Annotated in this window: 14 protein-coding genes and 2 tRNA genes; 9 read left to right on the plus strand and 7 right to left on the minus strand. The window is 68.6% G+C overall.

Annotation, left to right across the window (positions count from 1 at the left end; genetic code table 11):
- Window positions 1–78 precede the first annotated feature (78 nt).
- Both SSP24_RS29470 and SSP24_RS29475 read right to left on the minus strand, forming a co-directional pair.
- Window positions 79–153 (minus strand) — tRNA-Gly (locus SSP24_RS29470).
- 124 nt (window positions 154–277) lie between these two features.
- Complete coding sequence (locus SSP24_RS29475; RefSeq protein WP_141312900.1) at window positions 278–595, minus strand: histone-like nucleoid-structuring protein Lsr2; 318 nt, start codon at window positions 593–595, stop codon at window positions 278–280.
- Between the two features lie 309 nt (window positions 596–904).
- On the opposite strand from SSP24_RS29475, the gene purS reads away from it, so the two are divergent.
- The 7 genes from purS to purM all read left to right on the plus strand — a co-directional run bounded on the left by purS (window position 905) and on the right by purM (window position 8,611).
- Window positions 905–1,168: a phosphoribosylformylglycinamidine synthase subunit PurS gene (purS, locus tag SSP24_RS29480; protein WP_141312902.1), complete on the plus strand. Its 264-nt coding sequence runs from the start codon at window positions 905–907 to the stop codon at window positions 1,166–1,168.
- The gene (purQ, locus tag SSP24_RS29485; protein WP_141312904.1) at window positions 1,165–1,845 is read left to right on the plus strand and encodes a phosphoribosylformylglycinamidine synthase subunit PurQ; all 681 of its coding nucleotides are present in this window, start codon (window positions 1,165–1,167) and stop codon (window positions 1,843–1,845) included. The genes purS and purQ overlap by 4 nt, the downstream gene beginning before the upstream one ends.
- Window positions 1,842–4,100, plus strand: a complete 2,259-nt coding sequence (gene purL, locus SSP24_RS29490; protein WP_141312906.1) for a phosphoribosylformylglycinamidine synthase subunit PurL — start codon at window positions 1,842–1,844, stop codon at window positions 4,098–4,100. The genes purQ and purL overlap by 4 nt, the downstream gene beginning before the upstream one ends.
- A 162-nt stretch (window positions 4,101–4,262) precedes the next feature.
- Window positions 4,263–5,060, plus strand: a complete 798-nt coding sequence (locus SSP24_RS29495; protein WP_141312907.1) for a maleylpyruvate isomerase family mycothiol-dependent enzyme — start codon at window positions 4,263–4,265, stop codon at window positions 5,058–5,060.
- A 39-nt stretch (window positions 5,061–5,099) separates the two neighbouring features.
- Window positions 5,100–5,912 carry an META domain-containing protein gene (locus SSP24_RS29500; RefSeq protein ID WP_141312909.1) on the plus strand — a complete coding sequence of 271 codons (813 nt, stop codon included), beginning with the start codon at window positions 5,100–5,102 and terminating at the stop codon, window positions 5,910–5,912.
- Window positions 5,913–5,973: 61 nt separating this feature from the next.
- On the plus strand, window positions 5,974–7,500 hold the full coding sequence (gene purF / locus SSP24_RS29505; protein ID WP_141312911.1) for an amidophosphoribosyltransferase: 1,527 nt from the start codon (window positions 5,974–5,976) through the stop codon (window positions 7,498–7,500).
- A gap of 43 nt (window positions 7,501–7,543) precedes the next feature.
- Window positions 7,544–8,611, plus strand: a complete 1,068-nt coding sequence (purM, locus tag SSP24_RS29510) for a phosphoribosylformylglycinamidine cyclo-ligase (protein ID WP_141312913.1) — start codon at window positions 7,544–7,546, stop codon at window positions 8,609–8,611.
- Between the two features lie 69 nt (window positions 8,612–8,680).
- Here purM and SSP24_RS29515 read toward each other — a convergent pair whose 3' ends face one another.
- Window positions 8,681–8,935, minus strand: coding sequence for a DUF3073 domain-containing protein (locus tag SSP24_RS29515; RefSeq protein WP_141312914.1), 255 nt, complete (start codon window positions 8,933–8,935; stop codon window positions 8,681–8,683).
- Between the two features lie 303 nt (window positions 8,936–9,238).
- The gene (locus SSP24_RS29520; RefSeq protein WP_141312916.1) at window positions 9,239–10,339 is read right to left on the minus strand and encodes a Leu/Phe/Val dehydrogenase; all 1,101 of its coding nucleotides are present in this window, start codon (window positions 10,337–10,339) and stop codon (window positions 9,239–9,241) included.
- Window positions 10,340–10,559: 220 nt separating this feature from the next.
- Here SSP24_RS29520 and SSP24_RS29525 point away from each other — a divergent pair, with 220 nt between their 5' ends.
- Entirely contained in the window at window positions 10,560–11,411 is an 852-nt protein-coding gene (locus SSP24_RS29525) for a DUF8083 family protein (RefSeq protein ID WP_141312918.1), read from the plus strand.
- Window positions 11,412–11,931: 520 nt separating this feature from the next.
- Entirely contained in the window at window positions 11,932–12,138 is a 207-nt protein-coding gene (gene bldC, locus SSP24_RS29530; RefSeq protein ID WP_003949541.1) for a developmental transcriptional regulator BldC, read from the plus strand.
- A gap of 401 nt (window positions 12,139–12,539) precedes the next feature.
- On the opposite strand, the gene SSP24_RS29535 is transcribed toward bldC, so the two are convergent.
- From SSP24_RS29535 to hrpA, 3 genes are all read right to left on the minus strand, one after another.
- Window positions 12,540–12,725 (minus strand): DUF6274 family protein, encoded by a 186-nt coding sequence (locus tag SSP24_RS29535; protein WP_141312920.1) that lies wholly within the window; start codon window positions 12,723–12,725, stop codon window positions 12,540–12,542.
- Window positions 12,726–13,025: 300 nt separating this feature from the next.
- Window positions 13,026–13,100, minus strand: a tRNA-Asp gene (locus SSP24_RS29540).
- Window positions 13,101–13,193: 93 nt separating this feature from the next.
- Entirely contained in the window at window positions 13,194–17,123 is a 3,930-nt protein-coding gene (hrpA, locus tag SSP24_RS29545; protein WP_141312922.1) for an ATP-dependent RNA helicase HrpA, read from the minus strand.
- Window positions 17,124–17,340 lie beyond the last annotated feature (217 nt).

The following is a 17,340-nucleotide window of genomic DNA, read 5'->3' on the forward strand; positions in this document are numbered from 1 at the left end:
ATTGCTCCCGATCAGCTTTCACTGACCGGTGCGAGCACCAGCCTACCTGATCCACAAGAGTGGTTGGTACGACGATGCTGGAGCGGGTGACAGGAATCGCACACTGCGCCTTCCCCCTGGAAGGGGGATGTTCTACTACTGAACTACACCCGCATGACTCCGTGAGCTGGGCTTTTCCGGCCCCGCCCCTCGGCGTGCTCCAGACTCTAGCTGATCACCGGGGGTGCTGTGCAAGTCGGTTGCTCCGAGGGACGCATGAGCGACCGTCGACCGAGGCTCACTGGGCCGCGGCGAACGCCTCGTAGACCTTCTTGGGGATGCGGCCCCGCGCGGGCACATCCATCTTGTTGGCCTGCGCCCAGGCCCGTACGGCCGCCGGATCGGGGGCGACCTCCGTCTGCCGGTAGGCCTTGCCCGACTTCGACCGCTTGCGGCCGGCCTCCACGTACGGCGCGAGCGCCTTACGCAGTTTCTTGGCATTGGCTTCATTCAGGTCGATCTCGTACGACTTGCCGTCGAGTCCGAAGGCGATCGTTTCCGCCGCTTCCGAGCCGTCGATGTCGTCAAAGAGAGTGACCACGACCTTCTGCGCCACGAATATCGGTCCCTTCGTACGGCCGTCTATCCAGCTCAGCTGCGATGACGTGCCGAGTGTCGGCTATTGCCAATTCATTTGTACAGTGCCCGGCAAAGCATTGTGAAGCCCGACTAAATCTCTCCGCGTGTCCGGGGGCAATAGCTCCCGCGGGTGGATCTCGGATCTTTCCTGGAACTTTTCGTGAACACGCCCCGTCGATGCCTGACCGTGACCATCGATCCGTAGCTTCCTACAACTCTACCCGCGTAGAAATTTTGTGCGGGTAGTCTGAAGGAACCTGCTCAGCACCACACACCGGGAGTGCCAGTGGCACGCGTCGTAGTCGACGTCATGCTCAAGCCGGAGATCCTCGACCCCCAGGGCCAGGCGGTGCAGCGCGCACTGCCGCGCCTCGGTTTCGACGGCATCTCCGACGTACGTCAGGGAAAGCGATTCGAACTGGAAGTGGACGGACCGGTCGACGAGGCCGCGCTCACCCGCATCCATGAGCTCGCGGAATCCTTCCTCGCCAACACCGTGATCGAGGACTTCACCGTCAAGGTGGAGGAAGTCACGGAGGCCGCGAAGTGACCGCTCGTATTGGCGTCGTCACTTTCCCGGGCAGCCTCGACGACCGGGACACGCAGCGCGCGATCCGTATCGCCGGCGCCGAACCCGTCGCCCTGTGGCACAAGGACAAGGACCTCAAGCAGGTCGACGCCGTGGTGCTGTGCGGAGGCTTCTCCTACGGCGACTATCTGCGCGCCGGTGCCATCGCCCGCTTCTCGCCGGTGATGGAGCCGCTGATCGAGCAGGCGAAGGCCGGACTGCCGGTCCTCGGCATCTGCAACGGCTTCCAGATCCTCACCGAGGCCCATCTGCTGCCCGGCGCGATGCTCGGCAACGACCACCTGCACTTCATCTGCCGCGACCAAAAGCTCCGGGTGGAGAGCGCCAACACCGCCTTCACCAGCGACTTCGTCGCCGGTCAGGAGATCCACATCCCGCTGAAGAACATGGACGGGCGGTACGTCGCCGACGCGCGCACCCTGGACATGCTGGAGGCGGAGGGCCGGGTCGTCTTCCGCTACCTGGACTTCAACCCGAACGGCTCGCTGCGGGACATCGCCGGCATCACCAACGAGGCCGGCAACGTCGTAGGCCTGATGCCGCACCCGGAGCACGCCGTGGAGCCGCTGATCGGCACCGGCCGCACCGACGGCCTCCCCTTCTTCACCTCGATCCTCAAGAAGCTGGTCAACGCATGAGCAGGACGCCTCTGGACACGGTCGAGCACGCGGCCGCGACCCCCGACGTCGCGCTGCCCTGGGCCGAACTCGGCCTGAAGAAGGACGAGTACGAGCGGATCGTCGAGATCCTCGGCCGCCGGCCGACCGGCGCCGAGCTCGCCATGTACTCGGTCATGTGGTCCGAGCACTGCAGCTACAAGTCCTCCAAGGTCCACCTCCGCCAGTTCGGCGAGAAGGCACCCCAGTCCGACGCCCTGCTCGTCGGCATCGGCGAGAACGCCGGTGTCGTGGACGTCGGCCAGGGCTACGCGGTCACCTTCAAGGTCGAGTCGCACAACCACCCGTCGTACGTCGAGCCCTACCAGGGCGCGGCCACGGGTGTCGGCGGCATCGTCCGCGACATCATCGCGATGGGCGCCCGCCCGGTCGCGGTGGTCGACCCGCTACGCTTCGGCGCCCCCGACCACCCCGACACCAAGCGCGTCCTGCCCGGCGTCGTCGCCGGTATCGGCGGCTACGGCAACTGCCTGGGCCTGCCCAACATCGGCGGCGAGGTCGTCTTCGACGCCTGCTACCAGGGCAACCCGCTGGTCAACGCCGGTTGCGTGGGCGTGATGCGGCACGAGGACATCCACCTCGCGAAGGCGTCCGGCGCGGGCAACAAGGTCATCCTGTACGGCGCCCGGACCGGCGGCGACGGCATCGGCGGCGCGTCGATCCTCGCGTCGGAGACCTTCGACGACGCAAAGCCCTCGAAGCGCCCCGCCGTCCAAGTCGGCGACCCCTTCCAGGAGAAGCTCCTCATCGAGTGCACCCTGGAGGCGTTCGCCGAGAAGCTGGTCGTCGGCATCCAGGACCTGGGCGCGGCGGGCCTGTCCTGCGCGACGTCCGAGCTGGCCTCCAACGGCTCCGGCGGCATGACCGTCGTCCTCGACGACGTACCCCTGCGCGACTCCACTCTCTCCCCCGAGGAGATCCTGATGAGTGAGTCGCAGGAACGGATGTGCGCGGTCGTCGAGCCGGGCAAGGTCGACCGCTTCCTTCAGATCTGCGAGAAGTGGGACGTCATCGCCACGGTCATCGGTGAGGTGACCGACGGCGACCGCCTGGAGATCTTCTGGCACGGCGAGAAGATCGTCGACGTCGACCCGCGCACCGTCGCCCACGAGGGCCCGACGTACGAGCGCCCGTACGCCCGCCCGTCCTGGCAGGACGCCCTCCAGGCCGACGACGCGGGCAAGCTGCCGCGCCCGGAGACCGCCAAGGAGCTGAAGGAGCAGGTCCTGCAGCTGGTGGCGTCCCCGAACCAGGCGTCGAAGAAGTGGATCACCTCGCAGTACGACCACTTCGTGCAGGGCAACACCGTCCTCGCCCAGCCCGAGGACTCCGGCATGATCCGGATCGACGAGAAGACCGGCCTGGGCGTCGCCATCGCGACGGACGGCAACGGCCGGTACGCCAAGCTCGACCCGTACAAGGGCGCGCAGCTGGCCCTCGCGGAGGCCTACCGGAACGTGGCCACGACCGGCGCGAAGCCGCTCGCGGTCTCCGACTGCCTGAACTTCGGCTCGCCCGAGGACCCGGCGGTGATGTGGCAGTTCGCGGAGGCCGTGCGCGGTCTGGCGGACGCCTGCCAGCAGCTCGGCACGCCGGTGACCGGCGGCAACGTCTCGCTCTACAACCAGACGGGCGAGGCCGCGATCCACCCGACGCCGGTCGTCGCGGTCCTCGGCGTGATCGACGACGTGGCGCGCCGCACGCCGGTCGGCTTCCAGGAGGACGGGCAGCTGCTCTACCTCCTCGGCGACACCCGCGAGGAGTTCGGCGGCTCGGCCTGGTCCCAGGTCGTCCACGACCACCTCGGCGGCCTGCCGCCCGAGGTCGACCTGGAGCGCGAGCGCCTGCTGGCCGAGATCCTGATCTCCGCCTCCCGCGACGGCATGATCGACTCCGCGCACGACCTGTCGGACGGCGGCCTCATCCAGGCGGTCGTCGAGTCGGCCCTGCTCGGCGACAAGGGCGCCCGCCTGGTGGTCCCCGACGGCCTGGACGCGTTCACCTTCCTCTTCTCCGAGTCGGCCGGCCGCGCGATCGTCGCCGTCCCGCGCTCGGAGGAGGTCCGCTTCAACGACATGTGCGGTGCCCGCGGCCTCCCGGCCACCCGCATCGGCGTCGTCGACGGCGACTCGGTGGACGTACAGGGCGAGTTCGCACTCTCCCTGCAGGAACTGCGCGAGGCACACGAGGGCACGATTCCGGCTCTGCTCGCCTGAATCCCTTCGACACGACCGTGAAGGCCCCGCCCGCTGTCAGGGCGGGGCCTTCACGTCGACTCCCGCGTACCACCCGCGTTGTCCTCGGATACGACCGCTTGATGATCGCCGAGATGGAGAAGGCGGCGTCCAGCACCTTCCGTGCCGATTAGGCTCACCGCCATGCCCCCGGCCAAGAAGCGCGCCCGCAGCTATGACCCCGTCAAGACCCGCGCTGCCGTGCTGGCCCAGTTCGGCAATGTGCGACAGGCCGTCCGCGTCCTCACGCCCGAGCAGCTCGCCCTGCCCACCCGCCTGGGCGACTGGACCGTACGGGATCTCGTCGCGCACACCGGGATGGCCCTCGCGGCCGTGAGCAGGTTGCTCGGTGAGCCCGAGCCCGTGCGGCAGGACGCCCAGCTGCTCGACTGGCCCTCCGCCATCGCAGCCGACGCCCCCGCCATCGCCGACACCGCCCGCCACCTGGCCGACCAGCACCCCGACCTCGACGCGCACCTCGCCGACATCGAGCGGCGTTTCCTCGCCGACCTCGACGCCCACCCGGGCACCCGGCTGCTCCCCACCAGCGCCGGCGCGCTTCCCCTGGCCGACTACGTCGTCACCCGCACCGTCGAGCTGGTCGTCCACACCGACGACCTGAACGCCGCCGTGCCGGGGCTGGAGATCCCGTACGACCGGCAGGCCCTCGCCGCGGCGACCCGGCTGCTCGCCGACGCGCTCGCCGCCAAGGCCCCCGGCGGTTCGACCGAGGTGCGGATCCCGCCGTACGCCGTGGTGCAGTGCGTCGAGGGGCCGAGGCACACCCGGGGTACCCCGCCCAACGTCGTCGAGACCGACCCGCTGACCTGGCTGCGGCTCGCGACCGGCCGCCTTGCCTGGACGGACGCCGTCGCCCAGGCCAAGGTGAGCGCCAGCGGGGAGCGGGCCGATCTGGACAATCTCCTTCCACTCATGGCCTGAGGGGGGAACCAACCACCCCACCTGCCCCGTCGAATCGGCATGTACAGGCAGAAGCAGCGCATCACCCTCACCGCGGCCCTCGCGCTCGTCCCTCTCGCCGCCGCCTGCGGCAGCGAGCAGGCGGGCAGTACGACGGCCGACGTCAGCAAGCCCGTCACGGGCGTCCACTGGACCGTCGACAGCGTCACCGTCGACGGCACGCAGCACGCCGCCCCCACCGACGCGCACGTCACGATCGACGACAGCGGCAAGGCCCAGGGCAACTACGGCTGCAACCACTTCAGCGCGCAGGCCTCCTTCGACGGCGACCGCGTCCGGCTCGGCGACGCGACGGTGACCGAGATGGCCTGCGAGGAGAAGCCCATGGCGTTCGAGGAGAACCTCGCCCGCACCCTCGCCGACGGCCCGCTGAAGACCCAGGTCAGCGGCGACCGCCTGACCCTCACCACCGACGCGGGCGACACCGTCCGCCTGACGGAGGAGCAGCCGGCCCCGCTGTACGGGACGAAGTGGACGGTCACCACCCTCGGCAAGGGCGGCCCGGACGGCGTCGCCGAGCCCCTCCCCAAGGGCGCCGAGGGCAAGGCGCACCTCACCTTCGACAAGGCCACGGGCACCGTCGCAGGCCGCCTCACCTGCAACAAGTTCAACGCCGAGGCGACCGTCCGCGACGACCGCATCACCCTCGGCCCCGCGTCCACCACGCGCATGATGTGCGAAGCCTCACTCATGACAGCCGAAAGGCGTCTCCTGAGCCTCTTCGACGGCACCGTGAGCTACCGCCTGGAGCACCGCACCCTCACGCTGACCAGCGAAAACGGCGACACGGTGACCGCGACCGCCGAGCAGTGATCCCTTACCACCAGCCATCCCCAATTCGGACCAGTGGTCGACCTCGCCTACACTCGGTGGCGTGCCACGTGGTGACGGTCGACTCAATCACGATCTGCTTCCCGGCGAAAAAGGCCCCCAGGACGCGTGTGGCGTCTTCGGTGTCTGGGCTCCGGGCGAAGAGGTCGCAAAGCTCACGTACTTCGGGCTCTACGCCCTCCAGCATCGGGGCCAGGAATCCGCGGGAATCGCGGTCAGCAACGGCTCCCAGATCCTCGTCTTCAAGGACATGGGCCTGGTCTCGCAGGTCTTCGACGAGACCTCGCTCGGCTCCCTGCAGGGACACATCGCGGTCGGTCACGCCCGCTACTCCACCACCGGTGCCTCGGTGTGGGAGAACGCCCAGCCGACGTTCCGCGCCACCGCGCACGGTTCCATCGCGCTCGGCCACAACGGCAACCTGGTCAACACGGCCCAGCTCGCCGAGATGGTCGCCGACCTGCCCAAGCAGGACGGCCGTAGCACCCGGGTCGCCGCCACCAACGACACCGACCTGCTGACGGCCCTGCTGGCCGCCCAGGTCGACGCCGACGGCAAGCCGCTGACCGTCGAGGAAGCCGCCCCGGTCGTGCTGCCGCAGGTCAGGGGAGCTTTCAGCCTCGCCTTCATGGACGAGCACACCCTGTACGCCGCCCGCGACCCGCAGGGCATCCGCCCGCTGGTCCTGGGCCGCCTGGAGCGCGGCTGGGTCGTCGCCTCCGAGACCGCCGCCCTCGACATCGTCGGCGCCAGCTTCGTGCGCGAGGTGGAGCCGGGCGAGTTCCTCGCCATCGACGAGAACGGCCTGCGTACCTCCCGATTCGCGGACGCGAAGCCCAAGGGCTGTGTCTTCGAGTACGTGTACCTGGCCCGCCCCGACACCGACATCGCCGGCCGGAACGTCTACCTCTCCCGCGTCGAGATGGGCCGCCGCCTCGCCAAGGAGGCCCCCGTCGAGGCCGACCTGGTGATACCGACCCCGGAATCCGGCACCCCGGCCGCCATCGGCTACGCCGAGGCCTCCGGTATCCCGTTCGGTGCGGGTCTGGTGAAGAACGCCTACGTCGGCCGTACGTTCATCCAGCCCTCCCAGACCATCCGCCAGCTCGGCATCCGCCTGAAGCTGAACCCGCTGAAGGAAGTCATCAAGGGCAAGCGGCTGGTCGTCGTCGACGACTCGATCGTCCGCGGCAACACCCAGCGCGCCCTGGTACGCATGCTCCGCGAGGCGGGAGCGGCGGAGGTCCACATCCGGATTTCCTCTCCCCCGGTGAAGTGGCCCTGCTTCTTCGGCATCGACTTCGCCACCCGCGCCGAGCTCATCGCCAACGGCATGACCATCGACGAGATCGGCACCTCGCTCGGCGCCGACTCCCTGGCGTACATCTCCATCGACGGCATGATCGAGGCGACCACCATCGCCAAGCCGAACCTGTGCCGCGCCTGCTTCGACGGGGAGTACCCGATGGAGCTCCCGGACCCCGAGCTGCTGGGCAAGCAGCTCCTGGAGACCGAGCTGGCGGCCGGTCCCGCCGCCACGGCTGCCACGGACGCGATCCGCCGCCCGTAGGCGCCCGTCACACCTGCCGTACGACACGAAGGTTCTCATCGCCATGTCTGAGACAACTGGTGCCAGCTACGCAGCTGCGGGCGTCGACATCGAAGCGGGCGACCGCGCGGTCGAGCTGATGAAGGAGTGGGTGAAGAAGACGCAGCGCCCCGAGGTCCTCGGCGGCCTCGGCGGCTTCGCCGGCCTCTTCGACGCCTCCGCCCTCAAGCGCTACGAGCGTCCCCTGCTCGCCTCCGCCACGGACGGCGTCGGCACCAAGGTCGACATCGCCCGCCAGATGGGTGTGTACGACACCATCGGCCACGACCTGGTCGCGATGGTCATGGACGACATCGTGGTGTGCGGCGCCGAGCCGCTGTTCATGACCGACTACATCTGCGTCGGCAAGGTCCACCCCGAGCGGGTCGCCGCCATCGTCAAGGGCATCGCCGAGGGCTGTGTACTGGCCGGCTGCGCCCTGGTGGGCGGTGAGACCGCCGAGCACCCCGGGCTGCTGGGCGAGGACGACTTCGACGTCGCCGGCGCCGGTACGGGCGTGGTGGAGGCCGACCGGCTGCTCGGCGCGAATCGCATCCGAACGGGTGACGCGGTCATCGCCATGGCGTCCTCCGGTCTTCACTCGAACGGGTACTCGCTGGTCCGGCACGTCCTGCTGAACCAGGCGGGCCTGTCCCTCGACGCCCACATCGAGGACCTCGGCCGCACCCTCGGCGAGGAACTGCTGGAGCCGACGAAGATCTACTCGCTGGACTGCCTCGCGCTCACCCGCACCACCGAGGTGCACGCCTTCAGCCACATCACCGGTGGTGGACTCGCGGCCAACCTGGCCCGCGTCATCCCGGACGACCTGCACGCGATCGTCGACCGCTCCACCTGGACCCCGGCGCCGGTCTTCGACCTCGTCGGCAGGACGGGTGACGTCGAACGCCTGGAGCTGGAGAAGACCCTCAACATGGGCGTCGGCATGATCGCGATCGTCCCCGGGGAGTCCACCGAGGTGGCCCTGGCGACACTCGCTGACCGCGGGGTCGACGCATGGGTCGCCGGTGAGATCACCGACCGGGGCGAGCACACGACGGGCGCGGCCCTGGTGGGTGACTACAGCAGCTGACGCCCTGCGGGCAGCACAGAACCCGGTCGGTGACCGAGGTCACCGACCGGGTTGCTGTTCAGTGCAAGGTCAAGCGCCGCGACGGTGGCGCGAGGAGTCGTCGTCCTCGTCCTCGTCGTCGTCCTCATAGAGGTCGGCGTACCGTGCGTACAGGTCGTCGTCGTGCTCATCGTCCTCGAATCGGTCACCGTTCGTGTTCGGTGACGTGTTCGACGTCGATGCGCCCAGCTCCTCGGCCAGGCGTGAGAGGTCCGTCCCACCGCTGTTGTACTTCAGCTGGCGGGCGACCTTCGTCTGCTTGGCCTTGGCCCGGCCGCGCCCCATGGCTCGACCCCCTCAACGACGGGGCTCGACGGCCCCAGAGTCTTGACACGCGTTCATGATCCGGAACGGGCTCTCCGTGGAGAGACCGGTCCGTAGGGCTTCCACGGTACCTGAGCCCGCGCCCATACGGTACGTCGCCCGCAGCACGCGCGTGTGCCCAGAACCTTTGAGGCGCCCCGTCCTCGCTGGTCAGTGGCGATTTTAACCACTTATTGGCGGACGACCCGCCGGTCGAAGTGAGAGTTCTCTCCAACCGTCCACCGGCAGGTACCGCTCATACCCACGGATGAGCCACGCGGAACGTCACCATCCGCGCGCCGCGCGAGCCTCCGCCATCCGCTGCTCGGCGATCCGGTCGGCCGCGGCGGCCGGCGGAATCCCATCGTCCTTCGCACGTGCGAATATGGCCAGCGTGGTGTCGTAGATCTTGGCCGCCTTCGCCTTGCACCGGTCGAAGTCGAAACCGTGCAGTTCGTCGGCCACCTGGATGACGCCGCCGGCGTTCACCACGTAGTCGGGCGCGTAGAGGATCCCACGGTCGGCGAGGTCCTTCTCGACACCCGGATGGGCGAGCTGGTTGTTGGCCGCGCCGCACACCACCCGCGCGGTCAGCACCGGAACGGAGTAGTCGTTCAGCGCCCCGCCGAGCGCGCACGGCGCGTAGATGTCGAGGCCCTCGACGCGGATCAGCGCGTCGGTGTCGGCGACCGCCGTGACGCTCGGGTGCTGGTCGGTGACCCGGCGTACGGCTTCCTCGCGGACATCCGTGACGAACACCTCGGCGCCCTCCGCCATCAGGTGCTCCACCAGGTGGTGACCGACCTTGCCGACGCCGGCGATGCCGACCCGGCGGCCACGCAGCGACGGGTCGCCCCACAGGTGCTGGGCGGAGGCGCGCATGCCCTGGTAGACGCCGAAGGCGGTGAGCACGGAGGAGTCACCGGCGCCGCCGTTCTCGGGGGACCGCCCGGTGGTCCAGCGGCACTCGCGGGCCACGACGTCCATGTCGGCGACGTACGTACCGACGTCGCAGGCGGTGACGTACCGGCCGCCGAGCGAGGCCACGAACCGGCCGTAGGCCAGCAGCAGCTCCTCCGTCTTGATCCGCTCGGGGTCGCCGATGATCACGGCCTTGCCGCCGCCGTGGTCCAGCCCGGCCATGGCGTTCTTGTACGACATCCCGCGCGCGAGGTTGAGCGCGTCGGCGAGGGCCTCGGCCTCGTTGGCGTACGGGTAGAAGCGCGTGCCGCCGAGCGCGGGGCCGAGGGCGGTGGAGTGGATGGCGATCACGGCCTTCAGGCCGCTCGCGCGGTCCTGGCAGAGCACGACCTGCTCATGACCGCCCTGGTCCGAGTGGAACAGGGTGTGCAGTACATCAGCAGGTGCGCCGGTTACGTCGGTCACGGTGGTGACTCCTGAGGTAAGAAACGGCGATGGACGAGGCTCCGTGCGGGTGGCGGGGCCTGTGAGCATGAGATTAGAGCCTCCGGAGCCCCGCGGACGGGCAGTGCTCAGGATCACCTCCGCACGGAGTACGTCCGTGCGACGATTTGCATAGTTTTCCCGCGCGTTTGTGGGCGGGTTCCGCAGGTTTCCCCGGCAGGCGGCGGGGGAGGGAGCAGGCGTGCCCAAGGTGTCCTCGGTGATCGTTCCGTATGCGGCGTATCTGCGCGTGTACGAGCCGCTGGCCGCCTTCCCCGAGCGGGAGCGCGACCACTGGGCGCGCTACGCGCGCCGCCCGGACCGCCCTTCGTATCAGGACGAACTCCGCCGCTCCCTGGCCGACTTGCTGCCCACGCCGCCCGTGCCGGTGCCGGTGCACGAGAGCCGTGACGCCTTTGTGCTGGAGGCCCACGGGGTGGTCCACATCTGCCCCTGGCGGACCCGGCTGCGCGGCTGGCAGGCGCTCGGCGACCTCGCCGAGGAACTCCCGCCGCCGCTCCTGGACGCCGTGCTGCCCCCGCTGGTGCGCCACCAGGCGACCCAGGACTACGAGCGCTGGCTGGCCGGCAACCCCGACGCCCGCCCCTGGATCCGCACGGCGACCTGGCAGGTGCCGCTGAACTGGTTCGTCCTGGTCTCCGACGAGGAGCGGGAGTACGACAAGGGCTCCGGCGCCCCCGACGACGCCGCGCCGGTGCTGCGCTACCGCACGCCCATGGTGCAGGCCCGGCGCCGGGTGGCCCGCGCCCTGCGCACGCTCAGGAACGCGATGGACGAGGGGCCGCTGATCGACGGGCTGGTGGACGTCGGGCGGTGGCTGGAGGAGTTCCATCCGCGCTCGCAGGTGGAGCTGGACTACGGCGGGCTGGTGCACGCCCTGTCGGCCGGTGACCTGGAGGGCGACCACTCGGCGGCCGACGTGGCCGAGGGGATCGAGGCGCTGCGCATCGGCGACGGGGTCGCGGCGGGCGAGGCGTACGGGCGGCTGGTGGAGCGCTGGCGGTCGGTGCGGGACCTGCGTTCGGCGAACTGACGTACTGTTCTGTGACGTACCTTACGAACCTTACGGGGCGTCAACAACGGACCTAGAGCCCGATCTGGGCGTATGTGTCAAGTGTGTGACGCATGCGACATGCGTGATGGAGCGCACGTACACGTCTCTTGCGGTCCTTGCCCGTCCTCATGCCAAAATAGGACAAGGAGTCCGGGGAGGACTCCGTCCGTCCCTATGTGCTCAACTATGGGCGGATTCTCCGCATTGCACGCTTTGGGGGGTCTCGTGGCTCCTGATTGCCCTGTGACTGATCGTCACAGTGGCGTGACTGTCCGCTATGGCATGGTCCATCGGCATCCGTCGCTGATGAACACCTGGGAGGGCAATTCCATCGGTTTGGCCGACGCGGCTGGACAGATGGTGTAGTTGTAGTGCCGAGGACAAGCCGTTCGTCCTATAACCGACTCGACTCGCGTCCGCCATTTCGGGCAACGCGGGTCAAGGTGCAGAATTTAGAGGAAAGAACCGAGAAGGTTCGGTTCTCCCGAGGAGGCCGCTCATGACCGCTCGCACCCCTGATGCCGAGCCGCTGCTGACCCCGGCTGAGGTCGCCACGATGTTCCGCGTCGACCCGAAGACGGTCACGCGGTGGGCGAAGGCCGGCAAGCTCACTTCCATCCGCACGCTCGGCGGGCACCGCCGCTACCGCGAGGCCGAGGTCCGCGCTCTGCTCGCGGGCATCCCGCAGCAGCGCAGCGAGGCCTGAACAACTGAATAACCGGACAAACCGGCTGGTCCCCCAACTGGCCGAGGCGTCCGAAACCAAGCTCCACCGACGCGGGTTCTGCCCCAACAGGGCCCTCGCCCGAGCTCTACAGGCAACTGACAGGGTGCGTCGTCGATCGCGCTGGACTCCGCCGGGTCCAGCGCGATCTTTTTTGTGCGCAGGATGGCCGGGCTGTGGGCGGGCTTGTCGGAGTCTGGGGAGGGATGCCGGAGCTGCTGTGAGGGGCTCCCCGGGGTGGTGCAATTGCACATATTAAATTGACCGGTTGTAGGGGATGGGTAAGTACCGCCGTTTCAGAAACTCATGCGGTGACTCCCGTCACATGCCAGGGTGCTTGTTGCCTCTGGCGTATGTGCGGTAAGGGAGTTGGGGCCATGGGGTCACGGCTGGGGGTATGCGCCGGAGGGGGGACGCTCCTCCTTGACGCCCTCCTCGGGGGCGTCCAGGGCGAGCCGCAGCAGGCGATGGCAGACCGGGCAGTGCCGGGTGAGATGCCGGTAAGACGACGCGGCCGACAGATGCGCACGCAGCAACGCCCGCGTCTCATGCCTCGCCGATGCCGCCATACGCCACCTCCGGGGGCCCTCCGGGCGGGTTGCCCTGGTTTCTGAGTACCGACCGAATGTGACGCCGTCAAGGCGGCGTAGAGCGCACACGACAGAGCCCGGGGTGGATCGCATACGAAAGAGCCCGGGTTCCGAAGAACCCGGGCTCCTTACTGATGCGGTCCTGACGGGATTTGCTGTGTTCGATTGCGGCTGCGCCGCGGGCGCGGCCTCCGCCTTGACAGGCTGGCGCGCGGTGTGGGGTGTGGTCATGAGTGAGGCCCGCGTTCCCTGACGGGTGCGGGCCTCACTCGATCTGTGCGGTCCTGACGGGATTTGAACCCGCGGCCTCCACCTTGACAGGGTGGCGAGCACTCCAAACTGCTCCACAGGACCAGGTTTCGCGGCGCCATTCGTGCGTTGCGCTGCGAGAAGAGACTGTACAGGAGCGTGGGCGCCGGGTCGAACTCACTTAGTGTGCAGGAGCCGTTACGGGACAGCCGCGTCGATCGCCTTCACGATCCGCTTGTCCGACACCGGGTACGCCGTGCCCAGCGCGTGCGCGAAGTAGCTGACCCGGAGCTCCTCGATCATCCAGCGGATGTCCAGGACGGCGGCCGGGATCGGGCGGCCCTTGGGCATCTGCTCCAGCAGCCACGCGTACTCGTCCTGCATCTCGTGGACCTTCTCCATGCGCGTGGTGTCCCGCTGCACGCTCGTCGGCATCTGCTGCAGGCGCCGGTCCGCGGCCACCAGGTAGCGCATCAGATGCGGCACACGGCTCAGACCCGTCTCCGTGACGAAGCCCGGCTTCACAAGGGCGTCCAGCTGCTTGCGCACGTCCTGGAGGTTCGGCAGCAGCGCAGGGCTGCGTACGGCCTTCAGACGGCGCTCACAGGCCTGCCAGGCCGCGAGGACCTGCTGCACCTGGCCCACCGTACGCACCGTCGTGTCGACGATCTCGGCGCGCACCTTGTCGTAGAGCTTGCGGTACGACTCCTCGTCCCACGCCGGCCCCCCGAAGTCCGCGATCAGCTTGTCCGCCGCCGCCGTCGCACAGTCGTCGAACAGGGCCTGGATCGAGCCGTGCGGGTTGGCCGAGAGTGCGAGCTTCTGGGGGTTCGTGAGCTTCTCGGACGCGAACTTCGCCGGATTGACCGGGATGTTGCGCAGGATGAGGCGACGCGTGCCCTTCCACATGGCCTCCGCCTGCTCCGCCTCCGTGTCGAAGAGGCGCACGGAGACCGTGTCGCCGTCGTCGACGAGCGCCGGGTACGCCTTCACCGGCTGGCCGGCGCGGCGGGTCTCGAAGACGCGGGTGAGGGTGCCGATGGTCCAGTCGGTCAGGCCCTTGCGCTCGACGGACTCGCCACCCCTGCGCTCCGCGGTGGCGGCTGCGGCCTGCGAGAGGGCCTTGCGGGCCTTCGGCTTCAGCTGGAGTTTCAGCGCCTCCAGATCCTTGTCCTCGGCCAGCTTGCGGCGCCGCTCGTCGACGATCCGGAAGGTGATCCGCAGGTGGTCGGGGACCTTCGACCAGTCGAAGTCGTCGGCGGTGAAGGGCACGCCCACCATCCGCTTCAGCTCACGGGCCATGGTGGAGGTGAGGGGCTCCTGGAGGGGAACGGCCGTGTCCAGGAAGCGCTTCGCGAAGTTCGGCGCGGGTACGTAGTTGCGGCGAATCGGCTTCGGGAGGGAGCGGATGAGCTCCGTGACCAGTTCCTCCCGCAGACCCGGGATCTGCCAGTCGAAGCCCTCCTCCGTGACCTGGTTCAGGACCTGGAGCGGGATATGGACGGTCACGCCGTCGGCGTCCGCGCCCGGCTCGAACTGGTACGTCACCCTGAACTTGAGCGCACCCTGCCGCCACGAGTCCGGATAGTCCGCCTTCGTGACGGCCTCCGCCGACTCGCGGATCAGCATCTCCCGCTCGAAGTCGAGGAAGTCGGGCTGCTCTTGCCGCTTGCGCTTCCACCAGGAGTCGAAGTGGGCCCCGGAGACCACATGTTCGGGGACCCGCTGCTCGTAGAAGTCGAACAGGGTCTCGTCGTCGACCAGGATGTCCCGGCGCCGGGCCCGGTGCTCCAACTCCTCGACCTCGGTGAGGAGTTTGCGGTTGTCGGCGAAGAACTTGTGGTGCGTGCGCCAGTCACCCTCGACCAGCGCGTTGCGAATGAAAAGCTCCCGGGAGACTTCCGGGTCGATCCGGCCGTAGTTCACCTTCCGCTGGGCGACGATCGGCACGCCGTACAGCGTGACCTTCTCGTACGCCATCACCGCGGCCTGGTCCTTCTCCCAGTGCGGCTCGCTGTACGTCCGCTTGATCAGGTGCTCGGCGAGGGGTTCGACCCACTCGGGCTCGATCTTGGCGTTGACACGGGCCCACAGACGGGACGTCTCGACCAGCTCGGCGGACATCACGAAACGCGGCTGCTTCTTGAACAGCGCCGAGCCGGGGAAGATCGCGAACTTGGCGTTGCGCGCGCCCAGGTACTCGTTCTTGTTGCCGTCCTTCACATCCTTCATGCCGATGTGCGAGAGCAGACCGGCGAGGAGGGAGACATGGACGCGGTCCGTGGGGGCATCGTCCTCGTTGAGGTGGATGCCCATCTGCTTGGCGACCGTGCGCAGCTGGGAGTAGATGTCCTGCCATTCGCGGATGCGCAGGAAGTTCAGGTACTCCTGCTTGCACATCCGGCGGAAGGACGACGATCCGCGTTCGCGTTGCTGCTCGCGGATGTAGCGCCAGAGGTTCAGATAGGCGAGGAAGTCGCTGGTCTCGTCCTTGAAGCGGGCGTGCTGCTGGTCGGCCTGGGTCTGCTTGTCGGCGGGGCGTTCGCGCGGGTCCTGGATGGAGAGCGCGGCGGCTATCACCATCACCTCGCGGACACAGCCGTTCCGGTCGGCCTCCAGCACCATACGGGCCAGGCGCGGGTCGACCGGGAGCTGGGCGAGCTTGCGGCCGGTGTCCGTGAGGCGCCCCCGCGGATCCTTCTGAGCGGGGTCCAGCGCACCCAGCTCCTGGAGGAGTTGGACGCCGTCGCGGATGTTGCGGTGGTCCGGCGGATCGATGAAGGGGAACTTCTCGATGTCGCCCAGGCCGGCGGCGGTCATCTGCAGGATGACAGAGGCGAGGTTCGTACGGAGGATCTCCGCGTCCGTGAACTCCGGGCGGGCGAGGAAGTCGTCCTCGCTGTACAGGCGGATGCAGACACCGTCGCTGGTACGGCCGCAGCGGCCCTTGCGCTGATTGGCGCTGGCCTGCGAGATCGGCTCGATGGGCAGCCGCTGGACCTTGGTGCGGTGGCTGTACCTGGAAATCCGGGCGAAGCCGGGGTCGATGACGTACTTGATGCCCGGGACCGTGAGGGACGTCTCGGCGACGTTGGTCGCCAGAACGATCCTGCGTCCCGTGTGCGGCTGGAAGACGCGGTGCTGCTCGGCATGGGACAGGCGGGCGTACAGCGGGAGGATCTCCGTGAACCGGTACTGCTTCTTGGTGAGCGCGTCCGCGGTGTCCCGGATCTCCCGCTCACCGGAGAGGAAGACCAGGATGTCGCCCTTGCCCTCCTGCTGGAGCTCCTCCACGGCGTCGATGATCGCGGTGATCTGGTCGCGGTCGGCGTCGTCGGTGTCCTCCTCGAGGAGCGGCCGATAGCGGACCTCGACGGGGTAGGTGCGGCCGCTGACCTCGATGATCGGGGCGTCACCGAAGTGCCGGGAGAAGCGCTCGGGGTCGATGGTGGCCGAGGTGATGACGACCTTGAGGTCCGGGCGCTTGGGGAGGAGCTGGGCGAGGTAGCCGAGCAGGAAGTCGATGTTGAGGGAGCGCTCGTGGGCCTCGTCGATGATGATCGTGTCGTAGGCGCGCAGCTCGCGGTCGGTCTGGATCTCGGCGAGCAGGATGCCGTCGGTCATCAGCTTGATGAAGGTGGCGTCCGGATTCACCTGATCGGTGAAGCGGACCTTCCAGCCGACGGCCTCACCGAGGGGGGTGTCCAGCTCCTCCGCCACCCGCTCGGCGACAGTACGGGCGGCGATACGGCGCGGCTGGGTGTGCCCGATCATGCCGCGGACACCACGCCCGAGCTCCAGGCAGATCTTCGGGATCTGCGTCGTCTTACCCGACCCGGTCTCACCGGCGACGATCACGACCTGGTGATCGCGGATGGCGTCGGCGATCTCGTCCCTCTTCTGGCTGACAGGCAGCTGGGGCGGGTACGTGACCGCGGGTACATGGCCCCGGCGGTCGGCCATGCGGGCCTCGGCCTTCGCGATCTCCGCCTCGATCTCGGCGAGTACCGCGGCGCGAGCCTCCGGCTTACGGATCTTCCGCGCACCTTCGAGCCTGCGCCCGAGCCGGTGCGCGTCGCGCAGGGAGAGGTCGGTGAGGCGGGGGGCGAGGGCAGGCAGCGTAGACATACGGGTTCCAGGATCTCATCCTCGGGAAATCCGGCGCGAATGATTTCGTTGCGGCGGCGCGGGGGCTGAGACGGGGTGCCTGCGGCGGCCTGTGGTTGTCCGGTGGGGGTTGCTGTAGCGCCTACGGTGCGGGTTGTGGTCGGGGCCGTGGGCGGGTGCGGGTGTGTGGCGCTCTCTCGGGGATGCGAAAACCCCCGTCGATGATCTCGACGGGGGT

Source organism: Streptomyces spinoverrucosus, from assembly GCF_006539505.1.
Classification (GTDB): domain Bacteria; phylum Actinomycetota; class Actinomycetes; order Streptomycetales; family Streptomycetaceae; genus Streptomyces; species Streptomyces spinoverrucosus.